This is a genomic window from Opitutus sp. ER46, from assembly GCF_003054705.1.
Taxonomy (GTDB): Bacteria; Verrucomicrobiota; Verrucomicrobiia; order Opitutales; family Opitutaceae; genus ER46.
Genome location: NZ_QAYX01000023.1, coordinates 301,747 through 328,711 on the forward strand (window position 1 = coordinate 301,747; position 26,965 = coordinate 328,711).

Annotated in this window: 25 protein-coding genes; 12 read left to right on the forward strand and 13 right to left on the reverse strand. The window is 66.9% G+C overall.

Translation table 11 applies throughout. The features are described from left to right. The first annotated feature begins 90 nt into the window (after positions 1–90). The 3 genes from DB354_RS14220 to DB354_RS14230 are packed head-to-tail and all read left to right on the forward strand — an operon-like array spanning position 91 to position 2,020. The gene (locus DB354_RS14220) at positions 91–927 is read left to right on the forward strand and encodes a prohibitin family protein (protein WP_158277540.1); all 837 of its coding nucleotides are present in this window, start codon (positions 91–93) and stop codon (positions 925–927) included. Next, entirely contained in the window at positions 924–1,826 is a 903-nt protein-coding gene (locus tag DB354_RS14225; protein WP_107836298.1) for a prohibitin family protein, read from the forward strand. The genes DB354_RS14220 and DB354_RS14225 overlap by 4 nt, the downstream gene beginning before the upstream one ends. After that, complete coding sequence (locus DB354_RS14230; protein WP_107836299.1) at positions 1,823–2,020, forward strand: hypothetical protein; 198 nt, start codon at positions 1,823–1,825, stop codon at positions 2,018–2,020. The genes DB354_RS14225 and DB354_RS14230 overlap by 4 nt, the downstream gene beginning before the upstream one ends. 73 nt (positions 2,021–2,093) lie before the next feature. Here DB354_RS14230 and DB354_RS14235 read toward each other — a convergent pair whose 3' ends face one another. After that, a complete protein-coding gene (locus DB354_RS14235; RefSeq protein ID WP_107836300.1) occupies positions 2,094–3,008 on the reverse strand; it encodes a hypothetical protein in 915 nt (304 codons plus the stop codon). Between the two features lie 114 nt (positions 3,009–3,122). Here DB354_RS14235 and DB354_RS14240 point away from each other — a divergent pair, with 114 nt between their 5' ends. Further along, the gene (locus DB354_RS14240) at positions 3,123–3,434 is read left to right on the forward strand and encodes a hypothetical protein (protein WP_107836301.1); all 312 of its coding nucleotides are present in this window, start codon (positions 3,123–3,125) and stop codon (positions 3,432–3,434) included. A 459-nt stretch (positions 3,435–3,893) separates the two neighbouring features. On the opposite strand, the gene DB354_RS14245 is transcribed toward DB354_RS14240, so the two are convergent. The 3 genes from DB354_RS14245 to cobA are packed head-to-tail and all read right to left on the reverse strand — an operon-like array spanning position 3,894 to position 7,275. Further along, positions 3,894–5,648, reverse strand: a complete 1,755-nt coding sequence (locus DB354_RS14245; protein ID WP_107836302.1) for an NADPH-dependent assimilatory sulfite reductase hemoprotein subunit — start codon at positions 5,646–5,648, stop codon at positions 3,894–3,896. Then, complete coding sequence (locus DB354_RS14250; protein ID WP_107836303.1) at positions 5,645–6,463, reverse strand: CbiX/SirB N-terminal domain-containing protein; 819 nt, start codon at positions 6,461–6,463, stop codon at positions 5,645–5,647. The genes DB354_RS14245 and DB354_RS14250 overlap by 4 nt, the downstream gene beginning before the upstream one ends. Next, entirely contained in the window at positions 6,460–7,275 is an 816-nt protein-coding gene (gene cobA / locus DB354_RS14255) for a uroporphyrinogen-III C-methyltransferase (RefSeq protein WP_107836304.1), read from the reverse strand. Before cobA ends, DB354_RS14250 begins: the two co-directional genes overlap by 4 nt. A gap of 314 nt (positions 7,276–7,589) precedes the next feature. Between cobA and DB354_RS14260 the strand changes: the two genes are divergently transcribed. The 4 genes from DB354_RS14260 (at position 7,590) to DB354_RS14275 (ending at position 11,092) form a co-directional block, all read left to right on the forward strand. After that, positions 7,590–8,246, forward strand: coding sequence for a phosphoadenosine phosphosulfate reductase family protein (locus DB354_RS14260; RefSeq protein ID WP_107836305.1), 657 nt, complete (start codon positions 7,590–7,592; stop codon positions 8,244–8,246). A gap of 24 nt (positions 8,247–8,270) precedes the next feature. Continuing rightward, positions 8,271–9,173: a sulfate adenylyltransferase subunit CysD gene (gene cysD, locus DB354_RS14265; RefSeq protein ID WP_107836306.1), complete on the forward strand. Its 903-nt coding sequence runs from the start codon at positions 8,271–8,273 to the stop codon at positions 9,171–9,173. Positions 9,174–9,277: 104 nt separating this feature from the next. Then, on the forward strand, positions 9,278–10,612 hold the full coding sequence (locus DB354_RS14270) for a GTP-binding protein (RefSeq protein WP_107836307.1): 1,335 nt from the start codon (positions 9,278–9,280) through the stop codon (positions 10,610–10,612). A gap of 66 nt (positions 10,613–10,678) precedes the next feature. Continuing rightward, positions 10,679–11,092 carry an Rrf2 family transcriptional regulator gene (locus DB354_RS14275; protein WP_107836308.1) on the forward strand — a complete coding sequence of 138 codons (414 nt, stop codon included), beginning with the start codon at positions 10,679–10,681 and terminating at the stop codon, positions 11,090–11,092. 47 nt (positions 11,093–11,139) lie between these two features. Here DB354_RS14275 and DB354_RS14280 read toward each other — a convergent pair whose 3' ends face one another. The 4 genes from DB354_RS14280 to DB354_RS14295 all read right to left on the reverse strand — a co-directional run bounded on the left by DB354_RS14280 (position 11,140) and on the right by DB354_RS14295 (position 16,887). Beyond that, the gene (locus DB354_RS14280) at positions 11,140–12,924 is read right to left on the reverse strand and encodes a sulfite reductase subunit alpha (RefSeq protein ID WP_107836309.1); all 1,785 of its coding nucleotides are present in this window, start codon (positions 12,922–12,924) and stop codon (positions 11,140–11,142) included. Positions 12,925–13,002: 78 nt separating this feature from the next. Then, complete coding sequence (locus DB354_RS14285; protein ID WP_107836310.1) at positions 13,003–14,802, reverse strand: NirA family protein; 1,800 nt, start codon at positions 14,800–14,802, stop codon at positions 13,003–13,005. A 12-nt stretch (positions 14,803–14,814) separates the two neighbouring features. After that, on the reverse strand, positions 14,815–15,675 hold the full coding sequence (locus DB354_RS14290; RefSeq protein ID WP_107836311.1) for a formate/nitrite transporter family protein: 861 nt from the start codon (positions 15,673–15,675) through the stop codon (positions 14,815–14,817). A 132-nt stretch (positions 15,676–15,807) separates the two neighbouring features. Then, positions 15,808–16,887 carry a CmpA/NrtA family ABC transporter substrate-binding protein gene (locus tag DB354_RS14295; protein WP_107836312.1) on the reverse strand — a complete coding sequence of 360 codons (1,080 nt, stop codon included), beginning with the start codon at positions 16,885–16,887 and terminating at the stop codon, positions 15,808–15,810. Positions 16,888–16,979: 92 nt separating this feature from the next. Here DB354_RS14295 and DB354_RS14300 point away from each other — a divergent pair, with 92 nt between their 5' ends. Next, positions 16,980–17,936: a LysR family transcriptional regulator gene (locus tag DB354_RS14300; RefSeq protein ID WP_233256646.1), complete on the forward strand. Its 957-nt coding sequence runs from the start codon at positions 16,980–16,982 to the stop codon at positions 17,934–17,936. Positions 17,937–17,952: 16 nt separating this feature from the next. Here DB354_RS14300 and DB354_RS14305 read toward each other — a convergent pair whose 3' ends face one another. Continuing rightward, positions 17,953–18,888 (reverse strand): serine O-acetyltransferase, encoded by a 936-nt coding sequence (locus DB354_RS14305; RefSeq protein WP_107836313.1) that lies wholly within the window; start codon positions 18,886–18,888, stop codon positions 17,953–17,955. A 212-nt stretch (positions 18,889–19,100) separates the two neighbouring features. Between DB354_RS14305 and DB354_RS14310 the strand changes: the two genes are divergently transcribed. Next, the gene (locus DB354_RS14310; protein ID WP_107836314.1) at positions 19,101–20,657 is read left to right on the forward strand and encodes a PhoH family protein; all 1,557 of its coding nucleotides are present in this window, start codon (positions 19,101–19,103) and stop codon (positions 20,655–20,657) included. Between the two features lie 127 nt (positions 20,658–20,784). Here DB354_RS14310 and DB354_RS14315 read toward each other — a convergent pair whose 3' ends face one another. The 3 genes from DB354_RS14315 to def form a co-directional block, all read right to left on the reverse strand. Beyond that, the gene (locus DB354_RS14315; protein ID WP_107836315.1) at positions 20,785–21,321 is read right to left on the reverse strand and encodes a cob(I)yrinic acid a,c-diamide adenosyltransferase; all 537 of its coding nucleotides are present in this window, start codon (positions 21,319–21,321) and stop codon (positions 20,785–20,787) included. Further along, the gene (locus DB354_RS14320) at positions 21,318–22,415 is read right to left on the reverse strand and encodes a Gfo/Idh/MocA family oxidoreductase (protein ID WP_107836316.1); all 1,098 of its coding nucleotides are present in this window, start codon (positions 22,413–22,415) and stop codon (positions 21,318–21,320) included. The genes DB354_RS14315 and DB354_RS14320 overlap by 4 nt, the downstream gene beginning before the upstream one ends. 70 nt (positions 22,416–22,485) lie before the next feature. Next, entirely contained in the window at positions 22,486–23,061 is a 576-nt protein-coding gene (gene def, locus DB354_RS14325) for a peptide deformylase (protein WP_107836317.1), read from the reverse strand. Between the two features lie 66 nt (positions 23,062–23,127). Here def and DB354_RS14330 point away from each other — a divergent pair, with 66 nt between their 5' ends. Both DB354_RS14330 and DB354_RS14335 read left to right on the forward strand, forming a co-directional pair. Continuing rightward, entirely contained in the window at positions 23,128–24,837 is a 1,710-nt protein-coding gene (locus tag DB354_RS14330) for a hypothetical protein (protein WP_107836318.1), read from the forward strand. Continuing rightward, on the forward strand, positions 24,834–26,246 hold the full coding sequence (locus tag DB354_RS14335; RefSeq protein ID WP_107836319.1) for a hypothetical protein: 1,413 nt from the start codon (positions 24,834–24,836) through the stop codon (positions 26,244–26,246). Before DB354_RS14330 ends, DB354_RS14335 begins: the two co-directional genes overlap by 4 nt. A 51-nt stretch (positions 26,247–26,297) precedes the next feature. On the opposite strand, the gene DB354_RS14340 is transcribed toward DB354_RS14335, so the two are convergent. After that, positions 26,298–26,939, reverse strand: coding sequence for a class I SAM-dependent methyltransferase (locus DB354_RS14340; RefSeq protein ID WP_107836320.1), 642 nt, complete (start codon positions 26,937–26,939; stop codon positions 26,298–26,300). Positions 26,940–26,965 lie beyond the last annotated feature (26 nt).

Below are 26,965 nucleotides of genomic sequence, written 5' to 3' on the forward strand. Positions count from 1 at the left end.
TGGAAATTCGCAGCCCGTTTCCCCCGCGACCGCAAAACCCTTGAGTGACCGCGCGCCCACGGCAGCATGCCCATCAGTTTGTCTACCACTATGAAACCCAGAACCATCGTCGGCCTGATTGGCGGCGCGGTGTTGATCTTCATCCTGATCCTCGCGGCGACCTCGGCCAGCTACGTTGTCGAACCCGGCAACCGCGGCGTCCAGGTGACGCTCGGCAAGGTGTCGTCGGAATTCAAACCCGAGGGGTTTGGCTTCAAGATGCCCTTCATCACGACGGTCGTGCCGCAGGCGATCCGGCAGCAGACGGCGAAGATGCGCGCGGACTGCTATTCGTCGGACCTGCAGCAGGTGAAGATCGACGTGCGGCTGCTCTATCGCGTGCCGCAGGCCTCCGTCGTCACGATCTACCGCGACTACGCAGGCGATCCGTTTGACACGCTGATTCGGCCCCGCGTGGCGGAGGCGCTGAATGAAGTCACGGCCTCGCGGACGGCGGAACTCATCGTGAAGAAGCGCGAGGAGGTGAAGTCGATGGCCCTGCAGAGTGCCCGCCGGAAGGTGGGCGACCTCCTCGTGATTGAGGACGTGGTGCTGGAGAATATCGACCTGACGAACGCGCTGGAGGCGGCGATTGAGGCCAAGATGGTGCAGGAGCAGGAGGCGGCCCGTTCGCGCTTCGCCCAGCAGCAGGCGCAGATCGAGGCCAACACCGCCGTCATCAAGGCGCGCGGCGAGGCGGAATCGATCGTGCTGCGCGGCAAGGCGCTGCGGGAAAACCCGAGCGTCCTCGAACTGCAGGTGATCGAACATTGGGACGGCATCACGCCGCTGGTGGTGGGACCCGGGGCAACCGGGGCCAACATGATGCTGCCGCTGGGTGATTTCACGACCGGCGCGAAGCCGGTACAGAAGGAGGAAAAACCATGAACCGCGCGCAATTTGGTGGGGCAAACGATGGTGAGTTCGACGGCCGCAGCCTGAAGCGGCTGATCGGCGGCGCCATCCTCGTGTTCGCCGTCGTTATCCTGGCCTCGGCCACCGCCTACGTGGTGCAGCCGGGCTATCGTGGCGTGGAGGTGACGCTCGGCACCGTGTCGCCCGAATTCAAGACGGAGGGCTTTGGCCTGAAGCAGCCCTTTGTGACGCGCATCCATCAGATCTCGGTGCGGCAGCAGACGCGGCCGATGCCGGCGGAGTGCTACTCGTCGGACCTGCAGCAGGTGAAGATGGAGGTGCACGTCCTCTACCGCGTGCCGGAACAGTCGGTGGTGAAGATCTTCCGCGAGTACGCGGGCGAGCCCTTCGACACGCTGATCGCGCCGCGGGTGCAGGAAGCGCTGAAGGAAGTCGCCGCGACGCAGAGCGCGGAGCAGATCGTGAAGAAGCGTGAGGAGATCAAGACGCGGGCGCTCGAACTCGCGCGCAAGAAGATCGGCTCCGACTTCCTCGTCGTGAGCGACCTCGTGATCTACAACCTGGCGCTGTCCTCCGAGCTCGAGACGGCCATTGAAATGAAGATGGTGCAGGAGCAGGAGGCCGAGAAGGCGAAGTTCACCCAGCTCAAGGCGCAGATCGAGGCGGACACCGCGATCATCCGGGCCCGCGGTGAAGCCGAAGCCATCCAGGTCCGTGGCACCGCGCTGAAAGCGAACCCTGACTTCATCAAGCTGCAGATCCTGCAGAATTGGAACGGACGTTCCCCACTCGTGGTGGGCGGCGGCGAATCCAGCGTCATCCTGTCCCTCGATGAATTGACCAAGCATGTTGCGCCGGTGAAGACCCGGGCCGGTTCTCCGGCGCCGGCTGCCGTGCGCCCGACCCGATGAATCCTAGGCTGAAGGCGTTTCTCCAGTTCGGCGTGCTGCTGCTTGCGGTCGCCGTGCTCTTTCTCCTGTTCCCGGCCGCGCTGCGGTTCGCCGAGATGGCGGCGCGGGAGCTGCGCTACCTCTGGTGGCTCGTGCTGCTGGTGGCGCTGGCGCTCTGGCTGATCTGGGCCGGGAACCGCAAGCCGCCGGAGTGACGGCGGCCTGTGGGCAAAAAAAGAAGCCACGCGCCTCACGCGTGGCTTCTGAATTGGCGCGGACGAAAGTGACTCAGGTCTTCTGCTGACCCGGACGCTGCGGATGAGCCGTCGGCGTCGGTGCCGGCGTCGGGGCAGGTGCCGCGGCCGGCGTGCCCTCGGTGGCGGCGGGAGTCCCGGTGTCGGGGTTCTGCGCCTGGAGGGTGGCGAGCTGCTTCTCGATCTGCGACATCCGGGTGACGAGGCTTTCCTCGACCTTTTTACGATCGCTGCTCGAGACGATGGAGAGGCTGGCGGCGTCCTTGACGACGTTGGCGGGCAGGGTGAGCAGGCGGGTGATGAGGCCCTGGTCCTTGAACGTGCTCAGGTAGAGGGCGGTGATTTCATGCGAGAGCTTCAGCGCGTCCTGGGCGGCGGCCTGCGTCTGCTGCAGGTTGTTGTTCAGTTGCTGATTCCGGTTCATCTCCGACGCCAGCACGTGGCCGACCTGTTCGGAGATGCGGTTGCTGTACTGCGCAATCGAGTCGCGGGTGAGATTCTGGTCCTTGGCCATTTCCGAGAGGATCGGCTGGATGCGCTCGGCCATGCGGCTCGAGACCTTGTCGACCTGCTCGTTCTGCATGCGCTCGGCTTCCTCGGGCGTCTTCGGGAGCGGATTGTACGGCTGGATCTTCTTGGCGATGGCCTCGGCCAGGAGGTCCATGCGCTCGGTGTTCATCTTCTGCACCTCCTCGTCGGTGCGGAAGACGTCGGCCTCGCGCTTGGCGATGGCCTCGTTGAGGGTTTTGCGCATGTCCGCGAGTTGCCGCTGGGCTTCGTCGAGCGCGGCGCCCTGGCGGTCATTTTGTTCACGCAGCGGGGCGAGTTCGGCCTGCTGCTTGGCGATCATTTCGTTGACGGCCTGCTGACGGAGCCAGAACGCCCCGCCGATGACCAGCAGCGCGGTGAGAATGACGGCTGGGATCTGTTCCTTGAATTTCTGCCACATAGGGTGAGGAGGGGTTACGGTGTCTTGTTAACCACGGATACCATTTGAATGCAACGACGGCGTCCGTGGGGAGTTTGCAGTTGTTTTCGGGGACTCGTCGCCCACGTTGCCGGCATGAGTCTCAACCGGAGCGAGCAAAGGGTCTTCGATTACCTGCAGGGTCACGCTGAGGAGCGACAATTCTGGGTCTCCAAAGTTCAATCTATCTGCCGCGGTGAGCGGGAGGACGCTGCGGCGGTGCTGCGCATCGAGCCTGAGCTGTGGGCTTACTATCAGGAGCGTAGCGTGGTCGTGCCGGTGTTCCGCGAGGCGGCGCGGCACGAGGGCCCGCAGCGAACCAGCATGAAGAACCTCGCCGAACTACTGGTGCGTTTGTGGGTCGAACCGCGGCCCAAGAAGAAGCCCATACCACCGCAGATGCCATGAGCTTGCAGCCCCGGCCGGCGTTACGCGAACGGGCGGAAAGCGTTCAATATTTTCCCGAAAAAATCTCCGGCGGTTCATTGGAACTGTGCCGATATCTGGGTTACTTAGGGCGCATCACTTTTGGAATTTCTCCTCCGCATAGCGGTGGAGAATTGGGGTAAGTAAGAAAGCAATGGGCGGGCCGCTTAGGGGTAGGCGGCCCGCCCTCTTTTTTGCCCATGGTCCGACGCTCGTGGGCTAAGTTCCCGCGGGAGAAAAGAATGCGAATCGCGGGGCAGCGCGGACGCGACGCGGTCAATGCCGCCATTTCTGGATCCAACTCATTGCCGGCGTGGGTGTGGCGGCCGGCCTTTTTCTGGCCGAGGCCATCAAACCACGCGCAATGGAACCCGCGACAGGTTCGACTGCGCGAACGTCACCGGCGCCTGACGCCGGTGACGTTCGCGTGAGGGATAATCCTCAGATCGCTTCGCCGAGCGACGCGTGGCGCTGCTCGTGGAAGTCGTGCGGGGTGCCGGTCTGATGGACGTACCCGGTGCGCAAGACGAAATCACCGAAGCGTTCGCCGGGCATGCGCCGCGTGGCGTAGTCGCGCAGGATCGGGCTGAGCAGCGGACGGACCTCGGCAAGCGGAACGGAGGCCTTGTAGAGGACGTTCATGCGGGTGCCGTTGAACGCGGCGCCGAGGTGAATGTTGTACTTGCCGGGGGCGCGGCCGATCAGGCCGATCTCCGCCAGGAAGGGGCGGCCGCAGCCGTTCGGGCAGCCGGTGATGCGCAACGTGATCTCGTCGTCGCGCAGTCCGACGGCCTCGAGCTCCTGCTCAAAGTTCGTCACGAGCTCCGGCAGCACGCGCTCGCTCTCCGCCAGCGCGAGACCGCAGGTCGGCAGGGCCACGCACGACATGGCGCTGCGCTTGAGCCCGGTGGCGCGGTTGCCGGTATCCAGCTTGTAGTGACGCAGGAGGGCCTCGATCTGCGGCCGGTCGGTGGGGGCAACATTGCCGATGATGAGATTCTGATTGGGCGTCAGGCGGAGGTCGCCGCGGTGCACGCGGGCGATCTCGCGCAGTCCCGTCCGCAGCGGGTAGTCCGCGGTGTCCTTCACGCGCCCGCTCTGGATGAACAGCGTGTAGTGGCCGTGGCCGCCGGCGAGTTCGGTCCAGCCGTAGCGGTCGCCCGAGTGGGTGAACTCGAAGCGCCGCGCGGGCGCGAGCGCGTAGCCGAGCCGCCGCTCGACCTCGCCGCGGAACCAGCCGAGGCCGCGGTCCTCGATGGTGTACTTGAGCCGCGCGTGCTTGCGGTCGGTGCGGTCGCCGTAATCACGCTGCACGAGCACGACCTTCTCCGCCACGTCGACGACCTGGTCGGGGCGGCAGAAGCCCATGACGTCGGCGATCCGGGGAAACGTCTCGAGCTGGTTGTGGGACATGCCCATGCCGCCGCCCACGAGCACGTTGTAGCCGGCCAGCGCGCCGGACTCGTCGGTGATCGCGACGAAGCCCAGGTCGTTGCCGTAAACATCGACGTCGTTGCTCGGCGGCACCGCGATCGCGACCTTGAACTTTCGGGGCAGGTACGTGCGACCGTAGATCGGCTCGTCCTCCGGCTCGCCGCCGGAGACCAGTTCGTCGTTCACCCAAAGCTCGTGGTAGGCGCGGGTGCGCGGCAGGAGGTGATCGCTGATGGCCTTGGCCGTGGCCCAGACCTGCGCGTGCAGCGTGGATTGGTCCGGGTTGGGATTGCACATGACGTTGCGGTTGATGTCGCCGCAGGCGGCCACGGTGCTGAGCCCGGCCGCGAGATTGATCTGCTGGACGAGCGGGCGGAGGTTGCCCTTCACGACGCCGTGAAACTGGAACGCCTGCCGCGTGGTGAGTTTCAGCGTGCCGTTGCCGTGCGAGTCGGCGAGGCGGTCGAGCTCGAGCCACTGCTGCGGGGTGCAGACGCCGCCGGGGACGCGGACGCGTGCCATGAAGATGAACGCCTTCTCGCGTCCCTCCTTGCGGCGCTGGTTTCGCAGGTCGCGATCGTCCTGCTGGTACACGCCGTGGAATTTGCAGAGCTGGTTACTCTCCTCGGAGATGGCGCCGGTGGATGCGTCGGCGAGGTCATGGCGGATCTGGCCGCGGAGCCAATTGCTCTCGGCTTTGAGCTGCTCGTTCTTGTGCAGCGGTTTTTCGGGAATGGGTGAGAGATCGGTGGGCAGGCTCATGCGGCGGCGGAAGCGTGGAAGAGGGATTGTTGGAGGGCGTCGGCCAGCGCCTCGGTGATGAGGGAGTGCGAGCCGATGAGTTCGGTGAAATGGCAGCGCAGCGGCGCCGCGGTGAGGCGATCCTCCGCCGCGGTGGCGATCTCGACGAGATCGCCACGCGGGCCGGCGTGCCGGCCGGGCGCGAGAAAGAGTGGGGCGATCACGACGTCGCCGTGGTCGAATTCCGGCGCGGCGAGCACGTCGGCGAAGAGGGGACGGTTGTGCGGGTGCTCGGCGCCTTCCATCGAGGCGGCGGCGAGTGGGCCGATCTCGGCCCCGAGCAGATCCTGAATCTGCCCCGCGAGTGCATTGCGCAGGGCGGCCGACGCGCGCGACGGGCCTCCGTGGTCGACGACGATTACGGGCGGGCGCTCCAGGTGAGTCGCGCGGACCGTGGTGCGAATGCGGTCGGCGATGACGGGGGCGAGCACGCCTTGGTCGGCAAGGCTGGCCGCCAGTTGAAAGCGAAAGGGATGTTCGCGTTGCAGACGCTCGAGGTCGCGCTGCAGGCGGGAGCCGATCGCGCCCTGAGGACTGACGAAGAACGGCAGGAAGACGAAGTCGCGTTCGCCTCGGGCCAGTTGGGCGCGGAGCCATGAGTCGAGGACCGCTGCCGGTTCATGACTGAGCGAGGCGGCAGGGATACGGTCGCTGTGTTTCCAGGACACCGCCTGCACCGGAACGCCGGTGCGCCGTGCGACAGCGGTGGCGACGGCGCGCAGGTTGCGATGCGCCGCGGGCTCCAGGGAGCCGTTGTCGATGAGCGCGGCGATCATGACGCAAGGGCTATGCCGGCCTCGAGCGACTGCCGCGCCGGCCCGAACCAGGCGAGTTTGTCCGCGAGCGCCGCGACCTCGCCAATGACCACCATCGCGGGCGCACCCATGCCCTCGTGTTCGCTGTCCAGTGCCACGTTGGCCACCGTGGAAAGCAACTGGCGGTGCTCGCCGGTCGTGGCCGATTGCACGACCAGCGCCGGCGTGCTGGCGGGCAGGCCGCCGGCCTGCAGGCGCCGCGTGATCGTCTCGAGGTTTTTCATCCCCATGTAGATGCACAGGGTGGCGCGCAGCCGCCCGTAATCCTCCCAATGGATCGACGTGTCAGGCTTGGCCGGATCCTCATGGCCGGTAAGGAAGACGACGGCCGAGGCATGTGCCCGGTGGGTGAGGGGGACGCCCGCATAGGCCGCCGCACCGAGAGCGGAGGTGATGCCGGGAACAACTTCGAAGGAGATCCCGGCCTCAGCCAACGCCTCGGCTTCCTCTCCGCCCCGGCCGAAGACAAATGGATCGCCGCCCTTGAGGCGCACGACGTGGTTACCTTCGCGGGCGAGCCGGAGGAGGATGTCTTCGATCTCTCGCTGCGGGCAGCAGAAGCCGCCTCCCTTTTTCCCGACAAACACCCGCTCGGCCTCAGGCCGGGCAAATGCCAGCACCTCGGGCGACACGAGGTAATCGTACACGATCGCGTCGGCCTCGGAGATGAGCCGCCTGGCCTTGAGCGTCAGGAGCTCAGCGTCTCCCGGACCGGCACCGACCAGGTGGACGGTGCCGGTGGGGGACGACAGGTGGGTGGGTGCGTGGAACATGGGTGTGGGAACAAGCGATCTCGGGCGGCAGGCCGGGCTGCCGTGGTGTGGGTGGGTGTGGTTAGCGGAAGGGCGGCGGAAACGGGTTCGGGATCAGGTGAAAAGCGTGGTTGGTTTGTTTAACATGACATCTTGAGTCAATATGACGGCGTTTAAACTTTACCAACTCGCTAACTTGGGCAAGCGTTCTCGGTGTCATGCGCCAATAAAAGGCCTGCATGTTCTGTTAGTGCCATAATACACAACACTTTAAAACTCAGCTTTGCCGACCTAAGATAGCCGTAGAAATCCACATATTCTTTTGTCCCACACTCATGACCACTGCTGATCTCGCCCGCTGGAACACCGAACTTCGCTCCCAAACGCCGCTCGAAATCGTCCGCTGGGCTATCGACTACGCCGGCGGGCGCGCCCTCGTTTCCACGAACTTCAGGCCCTACGAGGCGGCGATCCTTCACCTCGCCGTCCAGGTGCAGCCGGACATTCCGGTGCTCTGGGTTGACCACGGGTACAACCGGCCTGCCACCTACCGGCACGCCGAGCTCCTGCGGGAACGTCTGAAACTCAACCTCAAGAGCTACGTGCCACGCATCACTGCAGCGCATCGCGACGCGATCCACGGGCCGATTCCCACGACCGACGATGAGGCGGGCCTGAAGCGGTTCAGCGCGGTGATGAAACTGGAGCCGTTTCAGCGCGGGATGCGCGAACTGGCGCCGACCGTCTGGATCACCGCGCTCCGCCGGGTGCAGAACCCGAACCGCGCCGGCCTCGACATCGTGTCGCGCGACGAAAACTTCGGCGCCCTGAAGGTCAACCCGCTCTTCTACTTCGCCGATGACGATGTCGAAGCCTACCTCGCCGAGCACCAGCTGCCCAACGAGTGGGACTACTTCGATCCGGCCAAGGCCGACGAGAAACGCGAGTGCGGGCTGCACGCGTCCTGGGGCAAGCAGGCGGTCAACGCCTGAACCCGAACCCCGTCGCGTTCCAACATGACGAATTACCATCTCGACCACCTCCAGCATCTCGAGACTGAAGCCATCCATGTAATGCGGGAGGTCGCCGGCGAGTTTGAGCGCCCGGCCCTGCTGTTCTCCGGTGGCAAGGACTCCATCTGCCTTCTCCGTCTCGCGGAGAAGGCGTTTCGTCCCTCCGAGATTCCGATGCCGCTGCTCAACGTCGACACCGGTCATCACTTCCCGGAGTTGAACGAGTTTCGCGACCGCCGTGCCAAGGAACTTGGCGCCAAGCTCATCGTGCGTCGTGTCGAGGACGCGATCGCGCAGGGGATCGCCCAGCCCGCGCCCGGCGAGATCAGCCGCAACCGGCTGCAGATCCCGACGCTGCTGGCGGCGATCGAGGAGTTTCGCTTCGACTGCTGCATCGGCGGCGCGCGCCGCGATGAGGAGAAGGCCCGCGCCAAGGAGCGCTTCTTCAGCTACCGCGACAGCTTCGGTCAGTGGGATCCCAAGAACCAGCGGCCTGAGATCTGGAACCTCTACAACGGCCGGCTCCATCCCGGTGAAAACATGCGCGTGTTTCCGTTGAGCAACTGGACCGAGATGGACGTCTGGGAGTACATCCAGCGCGAGCGGCTCGAAGTCCCGGGCATCTACTTCAGCCATCGGCGCGACTGCGTGCGCCGGGCCGGCCAATGGCTGCCGGTCAATACCCTCGTGCCCCCGAAGCCCAGCGAGGAGGTGCGCGAACTCGTCGTCCGCGTGCGCACCATCGGCGACATCATCAGCACGGGTTGCGTCGAGTCGCCGGCCACCACCGTCGCCGACATCATCGCCGAGATCGCCGCCGCCCGCGTGACCGAGCGCGGCTCGCGCGCCGACGATAAGTCCTCCGAGGCCGCCATGGAGGACCGCAAAAAGGCCGGTTACTTCTGACCCGCCGTGCGCGCGTGGCGCCGGCGCCCGTCGCCGCGCCTTCGCCGCGGCGAACCTCTTTCCACGCTCCCAACCTTTCACGTTCCGCTCCTTTCGTCGCTTCCGTGACCTCCCTCACCGCCAGCACTCCTCCCGTTCCCGTCGACATCCTGCGCTTCAACACCTGCGGCAGCGTGGATGACGGGAAATCTACGCTCATCGGCCGCCTGCTCTACGACTCGAAGTCGCTCATGGAGGACCAGCTCGAAGCGCTCGAACGTTCGGCCGACATCACGGGCGGCGGACAGATCAACCTGGCGAATCTCACCGACGGCCTGCGCGCCGAACGCGAGCAGGGGATCACCATTGATGTTGCGTACCGCTACTTCGCCACGCCGCGCCGCAAGTTCATCATCGCGGACACGCCCGGGCACGTGCAGTACACGCGCAACATGGTGACGGGCGCCTCGACGGCCAACCTCTCCATCGTGCTCGTCGATGCTCGCGCCGGCGTGATCGAGCAGAGCCGCCGCCACACGGCCATCGCTTCGCTCCTGCGCATCCCGCACCTGGTGGTCGCGGTCAACAAGATGGACCTCGTGGGCTGGAGCGAGCAGCGCTTCCTCGAGATTCGCGCACAGTTCGAGGAGTTCCTGCCCCGGCTCGACATCAAGGACGTGAAGTTCATCCCGCTGAGCGCGCTCAACGGCGACAACGTCGTCGACCCGTCGCCGCATACGCCGTGGTACACGGGGCCGACGCTGCTCGGCCATCTTGAGAGCGTGCACATCGCGAGCGACTGGAACCTGCAGGGACTTCGTTTCCCGGTGCAATGGGTCAACCGGCCGCATCACCCGACCGATCCCGCGCTGCATGATTTCCGCGGCTTCAGCGGGCAGATCGCCGGCGGCATCGTGCGCGTGGGCCAGAAGGTCCTCGCGCTCCCCGCCGGGCTCACCTCCACGGTGAAGCAGATCTGGACCTACGACGGCCCGGTCGAGGAAGCGTTCAGCCCGCAATCCGTCACGCTCGTGCTTGAGCACGACATCGACGTGAGCCGGGGCAGCACGATCATCGGACTCGAAACGCCGCTGCCTGGAAACTCCGCGGACCTCCAGGCGGACGTGTGCTGGATGCACTCCCGGCCGCTGCAACCGGGCCGGAAGTACCTGCTCAAGCACACCACGCATACCGTCCAGGTCATCGTCTCCGAATTGGTGAACCGGCTGACGATGGCCACGCTCGATTCTGAGCCTACTCCGGCGGAACTCGTCATGAACGACATCGGCCAGATCCGGCTGCGCGCCGCGCGGGCCGTCGTGTTCGATGCCTATGGCGTGAATCGGCTGACCGGCTCCTTCATCCTCATCGACCCGGCGAGCCACGCGACGGTCGCGGCGGGCATGCTCCTGCCGCCACGCGAACTGCTGAAGGTCGAGAACGGCGACTACGTCATCTAGCGTCGTGCGGCGCAAAGATCCTGTGGACCCCGCCCGGAAGTTCCGGATAATGCCCGCTCCTTCCTCGTGAAAGTATCCGTCAAAGTTGATTACGCCTGCCGCGTCATGGCCGAGATGGCCCGCCTGCACGGCACCGGCGAGCTGGCCCAGATCGAGCGCCTCGCGCGCGTCGAGGCTGTGCCCGCGAACTTCCTTGCGCAGATCCTGCTCAAGCTCCGTGACCACAAGCTGATCACCAGCCGGCGCGGCAACCACGGCGGCTACTCGCTCGCGCGTCCGCCCGATGAGATCTCGCTGTTCGACATCATGACGGCGGTCGAGGGCCGGTGCCTCCAGCTCAGCGGCAACTTCGAGGGACAGAGTGGCAAGCGGCTGAAGAAAATCTGGGAAGAGATCAGCGCCGCCTTCGAGGAGAAGCTGAAGAGCTGCACCCTCGATCGCATCGCGTCCAAGACTCCGGTCGAGATGTACTACATCTGAGGGGGGCGTCGGGGGCTCGCCCTGCGGATTGGGCGGACGGCGCGCCATCAGTACACGTCCCGGCAATAGCGCTTGGCCGCCCGCAGCGTCTGCACGTATTCGGCGGCCTGCTCGGTGGTCTTGCCGCCGGCCTGCGCGATGGCGGCGTGCAGCGCCGCGTCGACATCGCGCGCCATCCGGCTGGCGTCGCCGCAAACATACAGGTGGGCGCCGTCTTCGAGCCAGGCGTACAACTCCGCCGCGTGTTCGAGCATCCGGGTCTGGACGTAGACCTTGTCCGACTGGTCGCGGGACCACGCCAGCGAGAGTCGGTTCAGGGCGCCCTCGGCCTGCAGCGTGAGCAGTTCCTCGCGATAAAGAAAATCCGTGGCCGAGCGCTGGTCGCCGAAGAAAAGCCAGTTGCGGCCGTTCGCCCCGCTGCCCCGGCGCTCGTGCAGGAACGCGCGGAACGGGGCGATGCCCGTCCCCGGGCCGATCATGATGACGGGGCGACTCGCGTCGGCCGGCAGGCGGAACGCGGCGTTGGCGTGAACGTAGATGCCGGTGCGGGAGGTCCCGGGTACGACGCGGTCCGCCAGGAAGGTTGAGCACACGCCCTTGCGCAGGCGCGCGCCGGCCTCGTAGCGCACCGCGCCAACCGTCAGGTGCACCTCTCCGGGGTGTGCGCGCGGCGACGATGAGATCGAGTACAGTCGCGGCTGCAGTCGCTTCAGCACCCGGACGAGGACCGCCGGCTTGGGGCGCACATCGGCGCGGGCGAGCAGCACATCGATCACGTGGGCCGTCGACGCGGCCGGAGCGGCCGTCGGTCCGCCGAAGAGTGCCAGCAGGTCGGGCGAAGGTTTGCCGAGATCGTAGAGCTCGGTGAGGGCATGGCGGAGCGAGGTCGTGCTGCCATCGGGCGCCGGCACGGCCTCTTCGCCGTCGCAGCGCAGGAGCGTCAGGATCTCGGCAACGAGTTCCGGGCAGTTGTGCGGGAACACGCCGAGCGCGTCGCCGGCCTCGTAGCGTAGCGCCGAGTCGCCTAGCGCGAAGGCGACGTGGTGTACCTGCTTGGCCGAGCCGTCGCCACTGAGGCGATGCGTCGCCAGCACTAGCGCGGAGTACGGGTGGTTTCGCCCATGGGCGACCGGGGCGGACGCTGGTTCCGTGCGTGGGGCTGCGACCACCGACACTGATGGCGCGCCGACTGCCGATGCCGCCGCGGCCGCGGCGAGGGCGGGCATCGTCGAGGTGAAGGCGGCGAGCGCCTGCTGCACCCAGGCGTCGAGCGCGGCGTCCTGGTCGAGATCGACGTCGATCCGGGCGGTGACGCGCGTGCCGCCGAGCCGCTCCAGGTGCGCGTCGAAGTCCTTCCCGCATTGGCAGAATTGCACGTAGTTCGAGTCGCCCAGGGCGCACACGGCGAAGCGCAGGCCGCCGAGCAGTTGTCCGGTGGCCGCGCCGAGTGCCGCATGGAGGGCCTTGGCGTTGTCCGGAGGTTCGCCGTCGCCGTAGGTGCTCGTGATTAGGAGAACGGCGCGCTCATGGGCGAGGCGGGCGAGGTCCACCTGAGCGAGGTCGAGCACAACCGCGGCAAACCCGCGTTTGCCGGCTTCCTTCGCGGCGCGCTTGGCGCGGGCTTCGGCGGTACCGGTCTGGGACCCGAAGAGGATCGTGAGCGGCGCGAGCGGAGGTACGGTGGAGGCCGGGGCGGGGGCACTTGCGTTGACGCCGGCCGCGGAGTCGACCGGCCCGCGGGAGAAGAGCCCGGCGAGGTAGCCGTTGAGCCACGCACGTTGTTCGGCGGTAAATGGAGCGGTTTCTGGGAGGGTGGGGACGAGGGTCGTCATCTGGGCGGGTGGGTTGGACGCCGTCGGGTGGGTTGGACGCCGTCGGGAAACGAACGACGTGGTTGGCGGGTGCGGGGCTCAGCGCTCGAGTTGCTCCTGCAACGCGCCGAGCGGGTGGCGTCGCACCCAGGCGACGAACGTCTCGCCCGACTGCCGCCGCGCCTCGTAGGTGCCGAGGATGTGCTCGACCAGGCCCGGTATCTCCTCGGCGGAGACGCCGCGGAACACCTCGCGGGCGATGCCCTGTTCGTCGCCCATGCCCCCGCCGAGGACCACGTGGTAGCCCTCGCGGCCGTCGGGCAGCTTGGCGCCGAGGAAACCGATGTCGCCGCAGTAATGCTGAGCGCAGGAGTGGGGACAGCCGGTGAAGTGGAGGTTGACGGGCGAACTTGGGCTCAGCCGACCGCCGAGTCGTTTGGCGAGGGCCAGCGCGTGGCCCTTCGTGTCGGTCGCGGCGTACTTGCAGCCCTTGTTGCCCGTGCAGGACACGATGCCGCTGGTGAGATTGTTTGCGTCCGTGGAGAGCCCGAGCCGCTGGATGCTCCGGCAAGCGGTCTCGACGTGGGCGTCGCGCACATACGGCAGGATGAGGTTCTCCCAGACCGTGAGCCGCAGTTCCCCCTGACCGTAGTGGGTCGCGAGGTCGGCGAGCGCGTGCATCTGCTTCGCGGACAGGCGGCCGACGGGTACGCCGATGCCGATCGCATTGAAGCCCCGCTGGGCCTGGCGGTACACGCCCGCCCAGCCGTGCTTTAGGAACGGTCGACGCGGTTCGCAGGCTTCGACCGGTAATCGAGCGAGCGGGAAAGCGAGCTTGCGCGCCGCCTCGTCGACAAAGCGCTCCACGCCCCACTGCTCGAGCAGGTATTTGAGTCGCGCCTTCTTCCGGTCGGTGCGGCAGCCGTGTTCGTTGAAGACGCGGACCATCGCGGCGGCGACGGCCACCACCTCGCCCGGCGCGACGAGCAGGCCGGCGTCGCGGGCGAAGTCCTTGTGTCCGGTGATCCCGCCGAGCTGCACGCGAAAATAGATCCCGGGGGCGGGCACCGGTCCGGCCAGCGTGGCGCGCGCGAGACTCTGGGGCGTGACGCGCACGGCGATGAAACCGAGGTCGTTGGTGTCCGCGGCGGTGGAGAGTGCGCCGCCACTGTCGAACGCGATGTTGAACTTGCGCGGCAGGCCGAAGAGGTCGCGGTGGTTCAGGATGTAGTGATGCAACGCCTTCGCGTGGGGACGCACGTCGAGGAGCTCGTCGGGATCGAAGCCACTGTTGGGCGAGGCAGTGATGTTGCGGATGTTGTCGGCACCGGCGCCGCGCGACGTGAGCCCGAGTTCCTGGAGGCGGACGAGGACCTTGACGATGTGCGCCGGCGCGATCTCGCGCACCTGGAGGTTCGCGCGGGTGGTGATCTGGGCGTAGCCGCCGCCCCAGTCCGCGGCGAGATCGGCGATGCCGTGGAGCTGCGTGGCCGTGAGCTCGCCGGCGGGGATGCGGAGCCGGACCATGAAGCTGTCCTGCGCGGGCGCGACGTAGAAAAGCCCGTGAAACTTGAAGCGAAACGTGTCGGGTTCGTCGGGGAAGCGGTTGCCGTCGGCGTGGGCGACGAGTTTCTCCCAGATGTCGAGCGGGTTCTCCTCGTGCTTCCAGCGCTCGGGTTTGCAGAGCTCGCTCAGCGGTGTGCCGAAGACAGTATCCTCGGGGGGAGGTTCGGCGAGATTGGGCGACTGCGCGGCGGCGGGCGTGGCGGTGAGCTGGCCCGAGGCGGTGGTGCCGACGAAAGGCGCGGCGGCGGCGACGGCGGCGAGGAAGCCCTCGAGGTACTGCTTCTGCTCCGGCGTGAATTCGCCAGTGGCGGGCGGAGGGGCGACGTTGGCCATGACGCGGCGGGGTCAGGCGCGCGCCGGTTCGGCGGCGGCGGGGCTGGATGGGGCGGTGGGAGCCGCGGCGGCAACGACGCCGGGCGTGGCAGCCGGACGGTAGGTCCAGTACAGGCTGAGTCCGACGAACAGGAAGCCGCCGACGAAGTTGCCGAGCGTCACAGGTATCTGGTTCCAGAGCCACCAGTCGCTCAGGGAGACGTTCGCGCCGAGCAGCATGCCGGTCGGGATGACAAACATGTTCACCACCGAGTGCTCGAAGCCCTGCGCGAAGAACGTGAGGACCGGCAGCCACATTGCCACGATCTTGCCCACGGTGGAATGGGAGGTGAGGGCCATGACGACGCCCATGCAGACCATCCAGTTGCACAGGATGGCCTTCGTCACGACGGTCGCCATGCCTGCAGTGCCGAGGGCCGCGTAGGCGGTGGTTTTGGCCTCGGCGATCTTGACGATACTCGCGGCGATGCCTGCGGGGGCGCTCGCGCCGGCGTTGGTGAGGACGGCGTAGAGCAGCGCGCCGTACGCGAGGCTGCCCGCGAGGTTGGCGAGAAACACCCACCCGAGGTTTGTGAACACGGTGGCCCACGCGCGCCGGCCGGAAACGGCGGCGAGGGTCGTCACGGCGAAGCTGCCGGTCACGAGTTCCAGGCCGAGCAGCACGATCATCACGAAGCCGACGGGGAAAACCAGGGCGCCTACGAGAGGTGTCTGCGTCTGGCCAGTGGCGGTGAGCGCGAGACTGGTGGCGAAGCCCAGCAGTGCGCCGGAGAGAAAACCGCGCAGGAGGAGATCGCGGACGGAGAGGGCGGCCTTGGTTTCGCTGGCCGCGAGCATCGATTTCACGGCGTCGGCAGGTTTGATGAAGTCCATGGTGGGAACGGAGGTGGTGGTTCGGCGGGCGGACTGCCCACGTTCACCGCAGCCTCAGCGGCGGTTGTGCCACGCCGCGCACGTTCACGCACAAATCCGGCTCAATCTGCTAATCGGAAAGATGAATACTTTTCATCCGAGCTGGAGCGGAGTCGTGGCCCCGGATGAATCGGCGCGGGCCGCCGCATGCAGATCGGCGCGGAAGAGTTTCCCCGGGAGCTCCGGTGTGGCCGCGCCGGGCGCGAGCAGGCCGGCATCGACGAGCGCCGCCTGCACTGCGTTTGCTTTGGCGAGCGAGGGCAGGTTGGCGTCGTCGGCGTGGAACACGAGGAAGTCGGGCACAAGCTCGGTGGTTCCGGTGCCGGGGTCGAAGGCGCCGAGAAGCGCCGGCGCGATGACGGCGCGCGACTGGTTGAGATAGCGCGGTTGGCTCAGGAGCTCGGCGAGGGCGGGGCGGTTGTCCGGGCGGTCACACCACGCGGCCGCCTCCGTGACGGCCGCGATGAGCGCGGCGTGCTCGGCCGCGTGGCGGGTGGCGAACTCCTGGCGCACGAGCAGGACCTTCTCCGCGAGGCCGGGCTGGGCGCGCGCGCTGATGAGACGGCAGCTGCCGACGCCGGATTGGATTGCCACGGAGTTCCATGGTTCGCCGGCGCAGAAGCCATCGATCGTACCCGCGCTGAGGTTACGGCTCATCTGCGCGGGCGGGACGACGACGACGCGGACGTCGCGCTCGGGCTGCAGCCCGGCGGCCGTGAGCCAGGAACGCATGAGCAGATGGTGGGACGAGTAGGGAAACACCACGCCGAAGGTGAGGGGACGGTGCCGCCGTCGTTCGCGGGCGATGCGGCGGAGGTCGGCGGGGTCAGCGATCGCCTCGGCCAACGGACGGGAGAGGGTCAGCGCGTTGCCGTGCAGATTGAGCACGACGCCCGTGAGGACCTCGGCGGCGGGACACGACAGCCCGAGGTGGATCGCCCAGAGCATCGGAGCGGGGGCGTGGGCGGCGTCGAGTTCGCCGTAGATGATCTTGTCGCGAATGGTGGCCCAGCCGATCTCGCGTTGGAGGACGACGTTGAGTCCATGCCGGGCAAAGCCGCCGCGGGCCTCCGCCGCAATGAGCGGGGCGGCGTCGGTGAGCGCGACGAAGCCGACGCGCAGCGGGCGCGACGGATCGGCAGCCTGAGTCGGAGCGGGGAGACGTGGTTTGATTGGTGAGCGTCAGCCAAAGGCGTGCCACACCGGAGAACGTGGCCCGGATGCTGCTAGGAGGGGATGCAACGCCGCCAGGAGGCGACCACATCGTGAAACCCACTCTCGACAGCCGACAGCTGCATGCCTTTGCGGCGCTTGCGCGGCGCGGCAGCTTTACGCTCGCCGCGAAGGACCTGTTCCTGACGCAGTCCGCGGTGAGCCATGCCATCAAGGCGCTCGAGGACGATGTCGGCTGCCGGCTGTTTGATCGCGTGGGCCGGCGGGTGATTCTCACGCAGGCCGGCGAGCAGTTCCTGCGTCACGTGGAGAAGATCCTGCGCGAGATGGAGCTGGCCCGGGCCGGGCTCGACACGCTGACGCGCTGGGGCCACGGGCGGCTGCGGGTGGGGGCGAGCACGACGGCGTGCCAGCATATCCTGCCGGCGGTGTTGCGGGAGTTTCGGCAGAGCTATCCCAAGTGCGTGATTCGCATCGAGCCGGGCGATCACGGCCAGCAGCTTGAGTTGCTGCGGGGCGGGCACATCGATCTCGCGCTGATCATCGAGCCGCCGGTCACGGCGATGGCGGAGTTCGTCTTCATGCCCTTGTTCCAGGACGAGATGCGTTTCCTGGTCGCGCCGTTGCACCCTTGGGCGCGCGTGGGTCGTGCGCCGCGCGAGTCGATCCAGAGCGAGACGCTCGTGCTCTATAACAAGGCGAGTCACACGTTCCGGCTCGTGAACGACTACTTCCGCGAGGAAAAGATCACGCTGACGAACGTGATCGAGCTCGGGAGCATGGAGGCGATCAAGGAGCTGGTGAAGACGGGCCTGGGCGCGGGCGTATTGGCGCCGTGGATCGCGCGCACCGAACTTGCGCAGGGTTCGCTGGTTTCGCTGCCGCTTGGTCCGCGGAAGCTGCGCCGCCGCTGGGGTGTGGCGCACCTGCGCGGGCGACGTCTCGCGCTCGGCGAGGAAACCTTTGTTGGGCTGTGCGCCGCGGCCTGCGAGAACCTCGGGCTGACGCTCTCGGAGCCGCCCGCGGTATCGGCGCGATCAGCGGGATGAAGCGCCGGCCACCCCGCTAGATCTCCCAGTCGTGCTCGTGCGTCGGCGCGGCGCCGCGCTCGACGAGCGACTCCTTCTTGCGGCGCGAGCGAATCACCAGGTTGTCGCCCTTGAAGTACACCGCGGACTCGTCCGGCACGGATTTCATGAGCCACACGCTGGAGCCGATGATCGAGTTCGCGCCAATGTGCGTGTCGCCGCCGAGGATGGTGGCGTGGGCGTAGATCGTGACGTGGTCGCCGATGTCGGGATGGCGTTTCACGCCCTTGATCGGCCGGCCCTCGGCATCGAGCTCGAAGGACTTCGCGCCGAGAGTGACGCCCTGATACAGCTTGACGTGCGAGCCGACGGTGGCGGTTTCGCCGATCACGACGCCGGTGCAATGGTCGATGAAGAAGTAGCTGCCGAGCCGGGCGCCGGGATGGATGTCGCAGCCGGTGCGCTCGTGGGCGTACTCCGTCAGCATGCGCGGCAGCAGCGGCACGCCGAGGTGGTAAAGCACGTGGGCGAGGCGCTGGATGGAGATCACCAGCACGCACGGGTAGGCGAGGATGATCTCCTCGATGCTTCGCGCCGCCGGGTCGCCCTGATACGCGGCCTCGACATCGGTGCGGATGAGCTGCCGCAGCGAGGGAAACTGCTGGAGAAATGTATCCGCAAACTCCCGCGCCTTCGCATCGGCCGAGGGAATACCCGTGAAACGCAGGCACTTTGTCACCTCGGTCGCGAGTCGGCGATCGACGCGGTCAAGCAGCCCGCGGATGTGGCCGGCCAGCTGGTCCTGCGTCAGCCCCGCCTCCTCGAAGTAGCCGGGAAACAGCAGGTGCATGCAGTCGGCGGCGAGTTGGTTGACGGACTCCTGCGACGGCAGATTGCGGCCGTCGAGGTGATTGATGCCGCCGTCGCTCCGGTACGATCGGAGGAGGGCCTGGAGCGTGTCTTCGAGATGCATGGGCGCGGGCGTGGGACAGGAGTGGTGAAACGCATGACCCGGGACGGCGCGAGCCTGAAGCGCCGGAGGTCGCGCGCCCTGTAACATGAATTTTACCTGGGACGCGTCGGGCACCACACGGTGAAAATGCGTTCTACGAGGAGTCCGGCATCGACAAAACCCAAGGTCGGTGCTCTCAGTGTTGCTCACAAGTTATCCACAATCCCAAACCGATGGAAAACCTGCGCGGGGCCCACGCCCCAATCTCGCGGATCAAGGTTTCGGCCAAGGTGAAGACCTTCGTACTGGATACGAACGTCCTGCTGCACGACCCTCATTCGATCTTCAAGTTTGAGGAGAACAACCTGGCCATCCCCGTCGAGGTCCTCGAGGAACTCGACGCGATCAAGGCAGAGCAATCCACCGAGCGCGGCCGCAATGCGCGGCGCGTGCACCGGATTCTCCAGGAGCTGCTGCCCGATGCCCGTTCGATGCACGAAGGCGTGGTGCTGTCCCACGGCGGCACGCTCTCGATCATCATCAACCCCTACCTGGCGGAGCCCGGCCGGCACTCGCCCGCGATGGATCGGCTGCGGGCCATCCTGCCCGACCTGAGCAAGAAGGACAACCGCATCATCGCCGCGGCGTTGTATGTGCAGGAGCAATACCCGCCGCCCACGATCCTCGTGACGAAGGACGTCAACGTGCAGCTCAAGGCGCGCGCGGTGGGCCTCGAGTCGGAGGACTACCTGAACGACAAGGTCCCGGCCGACATCGACGAGGCGAGCTACCGCGAACTCCCGGTCAACGTGTACGAGCTGCAGCGCTTCTGCTCGGAGGGCGGGTTTGAGATCCGCGACACGCTCGCGCGGACGCTGTATGTGAACGAGTACGTGCTGCTCCGGTCGGACGAGGGAAAGACGATGCCCGCGCGCTACTACGGCGAAGGCCTCGTGCGGCGGCTCAAGGTGCCGGACTACGTGAAGGCGCCGGGCGGCATTCCGATCCGGGCGCGCAACCTGGAACAGCAGTTTTTCATGGACGCGCTGCTCGACGATTCGATCAGCCTGCTCACGTGTTTCGGCAAGGCCGGCACGGGCAAGACGCTGCTGTCGACCGCGTGCGCGCTGCATCAGACGTACGACGAGACCTCCCGCTACGACGGGGTTTCGATCTCGCGGCCGGTGATCTCACTGGGCAAGGACATGGGTTTCCTGCCGGGCTCGCTCGAGGAGAAGATGCGGCCGTGGCTGCAGCCGTACCACGACGCGCTCGAAGTCCTGATCCCGTCGAAGCCGCCGAAGGAGCCGCAATTCGCGGCGAAGAAGGTTTCGAAGAAGAAGTTCAAGCGGCGCGAGGAGCAGATGCTGGCGTCGATGACGCTCCCGCAGAACGGCTCGTACGGTCACAGCAACGGCAACGGCCATGCTGGCGGTGGCGGTCCCGGCCTGGTGAAGCCTTACGAGCGGCTGCTCAAGAGCGGACTGGTCGAGATCGAGGCGCTGGCGTTCATCCGCGGACGCTCGATCGCGCGCCGGTTCTTCATCCTGGACGAGGCGCAGCAACTGACACCGCACGAGGTGAAGACCGTGATCACGCGTATCTCCGAAGGCTCGAAGATCGTGCTGATCGGCGATCCGGCGCAGATCGACAACCCGTATGTCGACTCCCGCAGCAATGGCCTCGTGTATTGTTTCAACCGGATGCGCGGGCAGCCGATCTCCGCGCACGTGAAGCTCACGAAAGGCGAACGCTCAAAGCTTGCCGAACTCGCCGCCGACCTCCTGTGAAGGCAAATGCAGAATGAAGAATTAAGAATGTAGGAGGCCTGCCAATCGCGTTGCGGTCAGCAATCAGCGAGCGGGCGTCCGGGTTCAGAGAATTCTACATTCTCCATTCTGCATTCTCCATTTGCCTTTACTGCTCCGCTTCGCGGGCAAGGAGCCAGAGGAGGTCGGAGAGGCGGTTGACGAATCGCTGGAGTTCGGGGCGGACGCTCCGGCCGTGGGCGGGGAGGCTGGTGAGGCGGCGCTCGGCGCGGCGCGCCACGGAGCGGGCGAGGTCGAAGGACGCGGCCCGGGCGTTCGCGCCGGGCGTGGCCCAGCCGTCGAACTTGAGCCCGCGGGCTTCGAGGGCCGCCGCGGCGGTGTCGAGCCGCTGTACATCGGTCGCGGCGATCTTCTCGAACTTGGAGGCGGCGTAGCGCGCGGCGTCGGCCTCGGCGCACACCACCTCGCCCATGAGGGCGATGAGGTTCTTCTGCACCTGGATGAGCTGGGTGCGGATTTCCTGATCGCGGGCCGACTCGCCGAGCAGCGGCTTGATCATGCCGATCGCGGCGTTCAGCTCGTCGAACGCGCCGACCGTTTCAATTTGCGGATGGTCCTTCGGCACGCGCTGCCCGTAAAGCAGGCCGCTGGTGCCGTCGTCGCCGGTGCGGGTGACAATGCTCATGCGAAAGGGACGGGGGGCACGGCGATGCGCCGGGCGGCCAGTTGCGCGCGCAGGCAGAGCTCGGCCGCCTTGAACGCGTGCGCCTGCGTCATCGCGTGCTCCGTGCGGTTGAGGCAGTCGAGGATCAGTTGGCCGAAGAAGCGGAAGCCAACCTGGCCGGTGACGTTGAGCCGGTGCTCCCCCTTGGCATCGACGACGTACACGTTGTCGCCGGCCTTGTCTCGGCCGACGTCGATGTACTTGCGGAGCTCGAGGTAGCCGTCGGTGCCGAGGATGAACGTGCGGCCATCGCCCCAGGTGCCGAGGCCGTCGGGGTTGAACCAGTCGATGCGGACGTAGTTCGACGTGCCGTTGTCGCCGAGGAGCGACGCCTCGCCGAAGTCCTCGAACTCCGGGTACTCGGGGTTGCCGAAGTTGGCGACGGCGGCCTGGGTGACCGAGGCATCCGTCGCGCCGCTGTAGGTGAGAAACTGCTCGAACTGGTGGCTCCCGATGTCGCACAGGATGCCGCCGTATTGCTCCTTCTCCCAGAACCACGCGGGCCGGACGTTCTTGCTCAGGCGGTGCGGCCCGAGGCCCAGCACCTGGATCACGCGACCGATGCCACCGGCGGCGACAAAGTCGGTGGCGAACATCGCGGACTCCACGTGCAGCCGTTCCGAGTAATAGACCGCGTACTTGCGGCCGGTGCGGGCCACGGCCGCCTTCGCGGCGTCGAGCTGGCTGAGCGCCGTGAACGGCGTCTTGTCGGTGAAGTAGTCCTTGCCGGCTTCCATGACGCGCATGCCGATCTGGCCGCGCTCGGCCGGGATCGCGGCGGCCGCCACGAGCTTCACGTCGGCGTCGGCAAGGATTTCGTCGAACGAGCGCGCCACGCGCACGTCCGGGTACTTGGCGCGGAACGCGGCCACCTTCTGCGGATCCGGGTCGTACACCCAGCGCAGCGTCGCGCCGGCCTCGATCAAGCCGTTGCACTGGCCGTAGATGTGACCGTGCTCCAGAAAGGCGGCGGCGAAGACGAACTCGCCGGGGCCCACGACCGGGCCGGGTTTGGACGCGGGCAGGAACGGCTGGAGGGTGGAATCGGCGGCCATGGTGACCGGAAGCGTGGTCGGAACGTGCTGCGCCGCAACCGGGAACCGGTTCGCCCGGCTCTGCCGCCCGCTACTTGCGCCGGCCGGTGGCGGCCTTCGTTTCCTTGGCGAGCGCTTTCACGGCGTCTTCCACGGACGCGTAGACCTTCTTGGCCATCCGATCGATGAAGAGGACGCCGTTGAGGTGATCGACCTCGTGCTGGATGCAGCGCGCGAGCAGGCCATCGCAGGTGAGGACGTGCGGCACGCCATGCTGGTCCTGGAACTTCACCGTGATCCGCTCCGGGCGCTTGATGTCGCCGCGAATCTTCGGAAACGAAAGGCAGCCTTCCTCGTAGTCCACCTCGGGCGTGCCCCGGGCCACCGACACCTCCGGGTTCACCAGGGCCATCGGCATGAACAGCTCGATCGGAGGACGCGCGCCATCGAACTCCCACTGGAAATCCGCGTCGGCTTCGCGCAGATCGACGACGCAAAGTTGCAGCGCCTGACCGACTTGCTGCGCCGCGAGCCCGATGCCACCGGCTTCGTGCATCGCCACGACCATGTCCTCCGCGAGCTTCTCCAGCGCGGAATCGAACTTTTCAATTTTTACACCCTTTCGGTGCAAAACCGGCTCGTTGTAGTGAACAATTCGGAGGGACATCGGTCGGTGAGGCCCGCCAGCGTGGGTTTCGAAAATCCCGCGGGCAAACCAATAGTTCACCCGCTGATGAGCGCTCCGGCTTCCCATCGTAGTAACGCCACCGCGACCGCGCCGCTCTGGGTGATCGTTGGGCTCGTGCTGGCCGTTGGCGCCTGGATGCTTCCGGTGAATCTCACCTCGGTGAGCCCGGCGTTGCTGCGCGCGGCGGGCAGCGGCACGGCGACGCTTGGCGGCTACGGCCGCGACCTCGTTGACATGGAGAAGATCGGGCCGGCGCAACTGGTGCTCGCCGCGGCGCGCGCGACCGACGATCCCCGTGCCCCGATGCTCGCGTCTGCCGTTCAACAGGCGCTGCAGGACCAGGCCACGCTTGTCCCGTGGGGCGGCTGGGATCCGTTTCTCGATCCGCTTTTCAACCTGCGGAGCAACTCCGGCTACAAGGGCAGCACGCCCGTCCTCACGTTCTTCATCACCGAGAAGGCGCGCACCGCGCTCCGCGGCTACCTCAGCGGCTCCGGCTCCCAGGGCGTGCAGGCGTTGCTCAAGCTGCACCCGCTCACCAAGACCGGCCGCTTCGTGCCGGCGGCGCAGCCCGGCGGGCAGCCGCTCGATGCGCTCATCCTGCTGACGGGACTCCTCTATCAGGGCGAGCGGCTCTCCGCGCCGCTGCAGCGGGAGCTGCGGGCGCTCACCGACGTCGCGCTGCGGGAGAAGCAGTTGGGCGAGCTCGAACCCTTCTGCATCAACCTGCTGTCGCTCGGGCGGCGGCTTGACTGGACGCAGCTCTCCGAACTGCTGCGGCGCACCGACAGCGTGAAGACAGTGGGCGAGTACGCGCACCTCGCGCGGGTGGCGCCCAACCAGCTCCCGCTCATCTACGCGGCCGCGCTGTTCTCCGATTCCTCGGACCGCGTCGCGTTGTACCTGATCACGTTCGGCAAGGCCGGCCTCGATGACCTGAAGGCGGCGCTCGGCTACGGCCAGGGCGCCGTGAAGCAGTTGCTCCTTCATCAGGTGCCGATCAATCGCACCGCCGGCGGCAGCTTTGGTTCCGCCGCGGAACTCGCGCTGAAATACCCGCAGCTGATGCTCGCGCTGAAGTACATCGGCTACTTTCTCGGCGTCTGGCTGGTGCTGCGCGGTCTCGACCGGTGGCTCGTTGCGCCGGGCGGCGCGCCGGGCATGCCCGCGGCCATGGGCCACATGAAGGCCGGCATGCTCGCGGTGCTGTTCGCCATGCTTCTGGTCGTGGTCACCGAGCCCTTTCTCTTGAAGGCCGCGCCGCCCTCGGAATTCCAGCTCCGGCTCCCGGTCCTGGTTGCCATCTCGAACTCGCCCGTCGCCCCACCGTCTCAACCGCCACCCACCATGGATACTTCCACCCTGCTCTCGATCGGGTTCTTCGCCGCCCTTCAGGTTGCGATGTACTTCATCTGCCTCCTGAAGATTCGCGAGGTGGCCCGCCAACCGCTGTCACCGCTGGTCAAACTACGGCTGATGGAGAACGAGGAGAACCTCTTCGACGGCGGCCTCTACGTCGGCATCGGCGGCACCGCCACGGCCCTCGTGTTGCAGGTGCTCGGCGTGATCGAGCCCAACCTCCTCGCCGCCTATTCCTCCAACCTCTTCGGCATCACGTGCGTGGCGCTCGTGAAGATCCGGCACGTGCGCCCCTACAAGCAGCAGCTGATCCTCGAAGGCCAGATCGGCGCCGCGCCGGTGCGCGAGCCGAATGAGCCCTCGCTGTCCTCGGGTCGAAGCTCGGCCGCGCTATGAACAAGACGCTGCTGCTGATCCTCTGCGACTTCCTGCTCCTGAATCTCCTCGCGCTCACGCGCTGGGAGAAGGCGGAGCCGCCGCGGCCGCGTCAGCCGCCGGTGCCGGAGCTCGCGGCCAACGCCGTGACGAAGGACCAGGACCTCGTGGAAACCATGCGGCTGTCGCTCGCCGACCAGCAGGCCGCGCGGGACGAACTCGCCCAGAAACTGTCCGCCGCCGACGCGGCGCTCGCCGCGCGGGAACAGAGCCTGACGCAGCTTCAGACCGAGCGCGCCCGCCTGGCGCAGGAACGCGAGGCGGCCGCGACCGCGCTCACCGCCACGCAGAAGACGGCGGAGGAACTCCAGCAAAAGGTGGCGGCCGCGAGCCAGGAGGCGACACTCACCCGGGAGCAGTTGGCGGAGCTGCAGCGCGATCTGGCGCTAAAGCAGGCGGAGGCCGAGCGGCAGCGACGCGAACTCGAGGCGCTCAGCAAATCCCACGCTGATGCGCGCAAACAGATCGAGGGGCTCACGATGGCGGTCGTCGTCGCGGAGCAGGAGAAGAAGAACCTGCGCGAGACGGCGGACGCCCTGAAGACGCAGGTCCAGGCGGAGCGCACCGAACGCATCAAGGTGCAGGAGGCCACGACGCAGCTCGCCCAAGGCGTGGGACAGTTGGCGGAGAAATCCGGCGAGCTTTCGAAGGAGATCCGCGAGAACCGCCCCATCAACGCCAACGTCCTCTTCAACGAGTTCCAATCGAACCGCGTCACGACGACGCTGACCGCCAGCCGGCGCGGCCTGCTTGGGCAGGTGAACCGGCAGAAGGAGGCGAACACGGTCCTGGTGACCAACGGGCAGCAAATTTACGCGCTGATGCATCTGGCCGACACGCCGTTCTCCCTGGTCGAGAACGGGGCCGACTGGGAGAAGCTGGGCATTCAACTGTCCCATCAGGGCGGCAACCGCGCCCGGGCCGCATCGATGATCTTCCTCGCGCAAGACCCGCGGGTCGTCGTGCTGCCGATTTCGGCGCCCGAGGCGGCGGCGCTGGGCGCGAAGGTCTATCCGCTCGCGGCGGATCCCTTCAAATTTCCCGAAGCGGTGCTCATCGACGGCGGCGGACGCGGCTACGGCGAGGTTGGGTTCAAGCTCGATCCCACCCACGCCGGCTTCGTCCGCGTCGACAATCGCTTCTTCAAGCGCCTCTTTGGCGACTTCGCCCCGAAGCGCGGCGATCTCGTCTTCAGCAAGACGGGCGAGTTCCTGGGCGTCATGGTCAACAACGACTACTGCGCCCTCGTGAAGGACTTCACGCCGTTCCGGACGATCACACCGGGCGACGACATCAAGGCGCAGGCGACCGGCGCCACGCTCGACGCGATCGGCAATCGCGTGCGCGGCCTGCCGCTCAATCTGCAGTGAGCGTGCGCCAGACGCCGCGTCGGCAGACGTTCGCCGATCGCGGCCCATCGCTCAGCGCGGCGCGCGGTACACGGCGCTGCGCAGCAGGCCGTGCTGAAAGGAGCGTGAGGCCTCGACATGCAGCCCGGCTGCGGTGAGTGCGGCTTCGGCGTCGGGCAACTGCCGCACGCGCAACCCGGTTTGCCAGCGAAAGAAGGCGTAGAGCAGTGTGAGCCACGCCGTTGCGCGCCAGCGTCTCCAGCCGCTCGCCGGTAGGTTGAAGTCACCCCAGAGCCACAGACCACCGGGCGCGAGGTGTTGGGCGAGCCGGCTAACGAGCGCCGACATCTCCTCCGGGAGCAGGCAGTCCAGGAAGAAGAACGTGACCACGCCGTCGTAGCCGCTCCGGCGCAGGGCGACCGTGCGCGCGTCCGCGCACGAGAACGTTACCCGGCGCCGGGCCTCGGCCGAGAGGCGTGCCTCCGCGCGGCGCAGCATCGCGGCGCTGAGGTCGACGCAGTCGATCGTCGCGTCCGGCGCGATCTCCAGCAGCCGCGCGAGGCAGCGACCGTCGCCTTCACCGAGCACGAGGATGCGACGCGCCCCCGCCAGCCGGTGGAGTTGGCAGAAACGCACTCGCTCCAGGTCGGCGCCGAAGGCGAGGAACTCGAGGGTGCGGTAGCTGCGGGCCAGCGGGTCGAAATCGGGTTTCATCGGCGGCGGTGCATGCGGAGCGGCCG

Bases quoted from the DNA above. Each gene is read 5' to 3' on its own strand.
- DB354_RS14245 (WP_107836302.1), bottom strand. From the start codon at position 5,648: ATGAGCCTGCCCACCGATCTCTCACCCATTCCCGAAAAACCGCTGCAC.
- def (WP_107836317.1), bottom strand. From the start codon at position 23,061: ATGTCCCTCCGAATTGTTCACTACAACGAGCCGGTTTTGCACCGAAAG.
- DB354_RS14220 (WP_158277540.1), top strand. From the start codon at position 91: ATGAAACCCAGAACCATCGTCGGCCTGATTGGCGGCGCGGTGTTGATC.
- DB354_RS14335 (WP_107836319.1), top strand. From the start codon at position 24,834: ATGAACAAGACGCTGCTGCTGATCCTCTGCGACTTCCTGCTCCTGAAT.
- DB354_RS14340 (WP_107836320.1), bottom strand. From the start codon at position 26,939: ATGAAACCCGATTTCGACCCGCTGGCCCGCAGCTACCGCACCCTCGAG.
- DB354_RS14235 (WP_107836300.1), bottom strand. From the start codon at position 3,008: ATGTGGCAGAAATTCAAGGAACAGATCCCAGCCGTCATTCTCACCGCG.
- DB354_RS14290 (WP_107836311.1), bottom strand. From the start codon at position 15,675: ATGGACTTCATCAAACCTGCCGACGCCGTGAAATCGATGCTCGCGGCC.
- DB354_RS14240 (WP_107836301.1), top strand. From the start codon at position 3,123: ATGAGTCTCAACCGGAGCGAGCAAAGGGTCTTCGATTACCTGCAGGGT.
- DB354_RS14225 (WP_107836298.1), top strand. From the start codon at position 924: ATGAACCGCGCGCAATTTGGTGGGGCAAACGATGGTGAGTTCGACGGC.
- cysD (WP_107836306.1), top strand. From the start codon at position 8,271: ATGACGAATTACCATCTCGACCACCTCCAGCATCTCGAGACTGAAGCC.
- DB354_RS14305 (WP_107836313.1), bottom strand. From the start codon at position 18,888: ATGCATCTCGAAGACACGCTCCAGGCCCTCCTCCGATCGTACCGGAGC.
- DB354_RS14230 (WP_107836299.1), top strand. From the start codon at position 1,823: ATGAATCCTAGGCTGAAGGCGTTTCTCCAGTTCGGCGTGCTGCTGCTT.
- DB354_RS14310 (WP_107836314.1), top strand. From the start codon at position 19,101: ATGGAAAACCTGCGCGGGGCCCACGCCCCAATCTCGCGGATCAAGGTT.
- DB354_RS14280 (WP_107836309.1), bottom strand. From the start codon at position 12,924: ATGACGACCCTCGTCCCCACCCTCCCAGAAACCGCTCCATTTACCGCC.
- DB354_RS14330 (WP_107836318.1), top strand. From the start codon at position 23,128: ATGAGCGCTCCGGCTTCCCATCGTAGTAACGCCACCGCGACCGCGCCG.
- DB354_RS14250 (WP_107836303.1), bottom strand. From the start codon at position 6,463: ATGATCGCCGCGCTCATCGACAACGGCTCCCTGGAGCCCGCGGCGCAT.
- DB354_RS14315 (WP_107836315.1), bottom strand. From the start codon at position 21,321: ATGAGCATTGTCACCCGCACCGGCGACGACGGCACCAGCGGCCTGCTT.
- DB354_RS14285 (WP_107836310.1), bottom strand. From the start codon at position 14,802: ATGGCCAACGTCGCCCCTCCGCCCGCCACTGGCGAATTCACGCCGGAG.
- DB354_RS14320 (WP_107836316.1), bottom strand. From the start codon at position 22,415: ATGGCCGCCGATTCCACCCTCCAGCCGTTCCTGCCCGCGTCCAAACCC.
- cobA (WP_107836304.1), bottom strand. From the start codon at position 7,275: ATGTTCCACGCACCCACCCACCTGTCGTCCCCCACCGGCACCGTCCAC.
- DB354_RS14260 (WP_107836305.1), top strand. From the start codon at position 7,590: ATGACCACTGCTGATCTCGCCCGCTGGAACACCGAACTTCGCTCCCAA.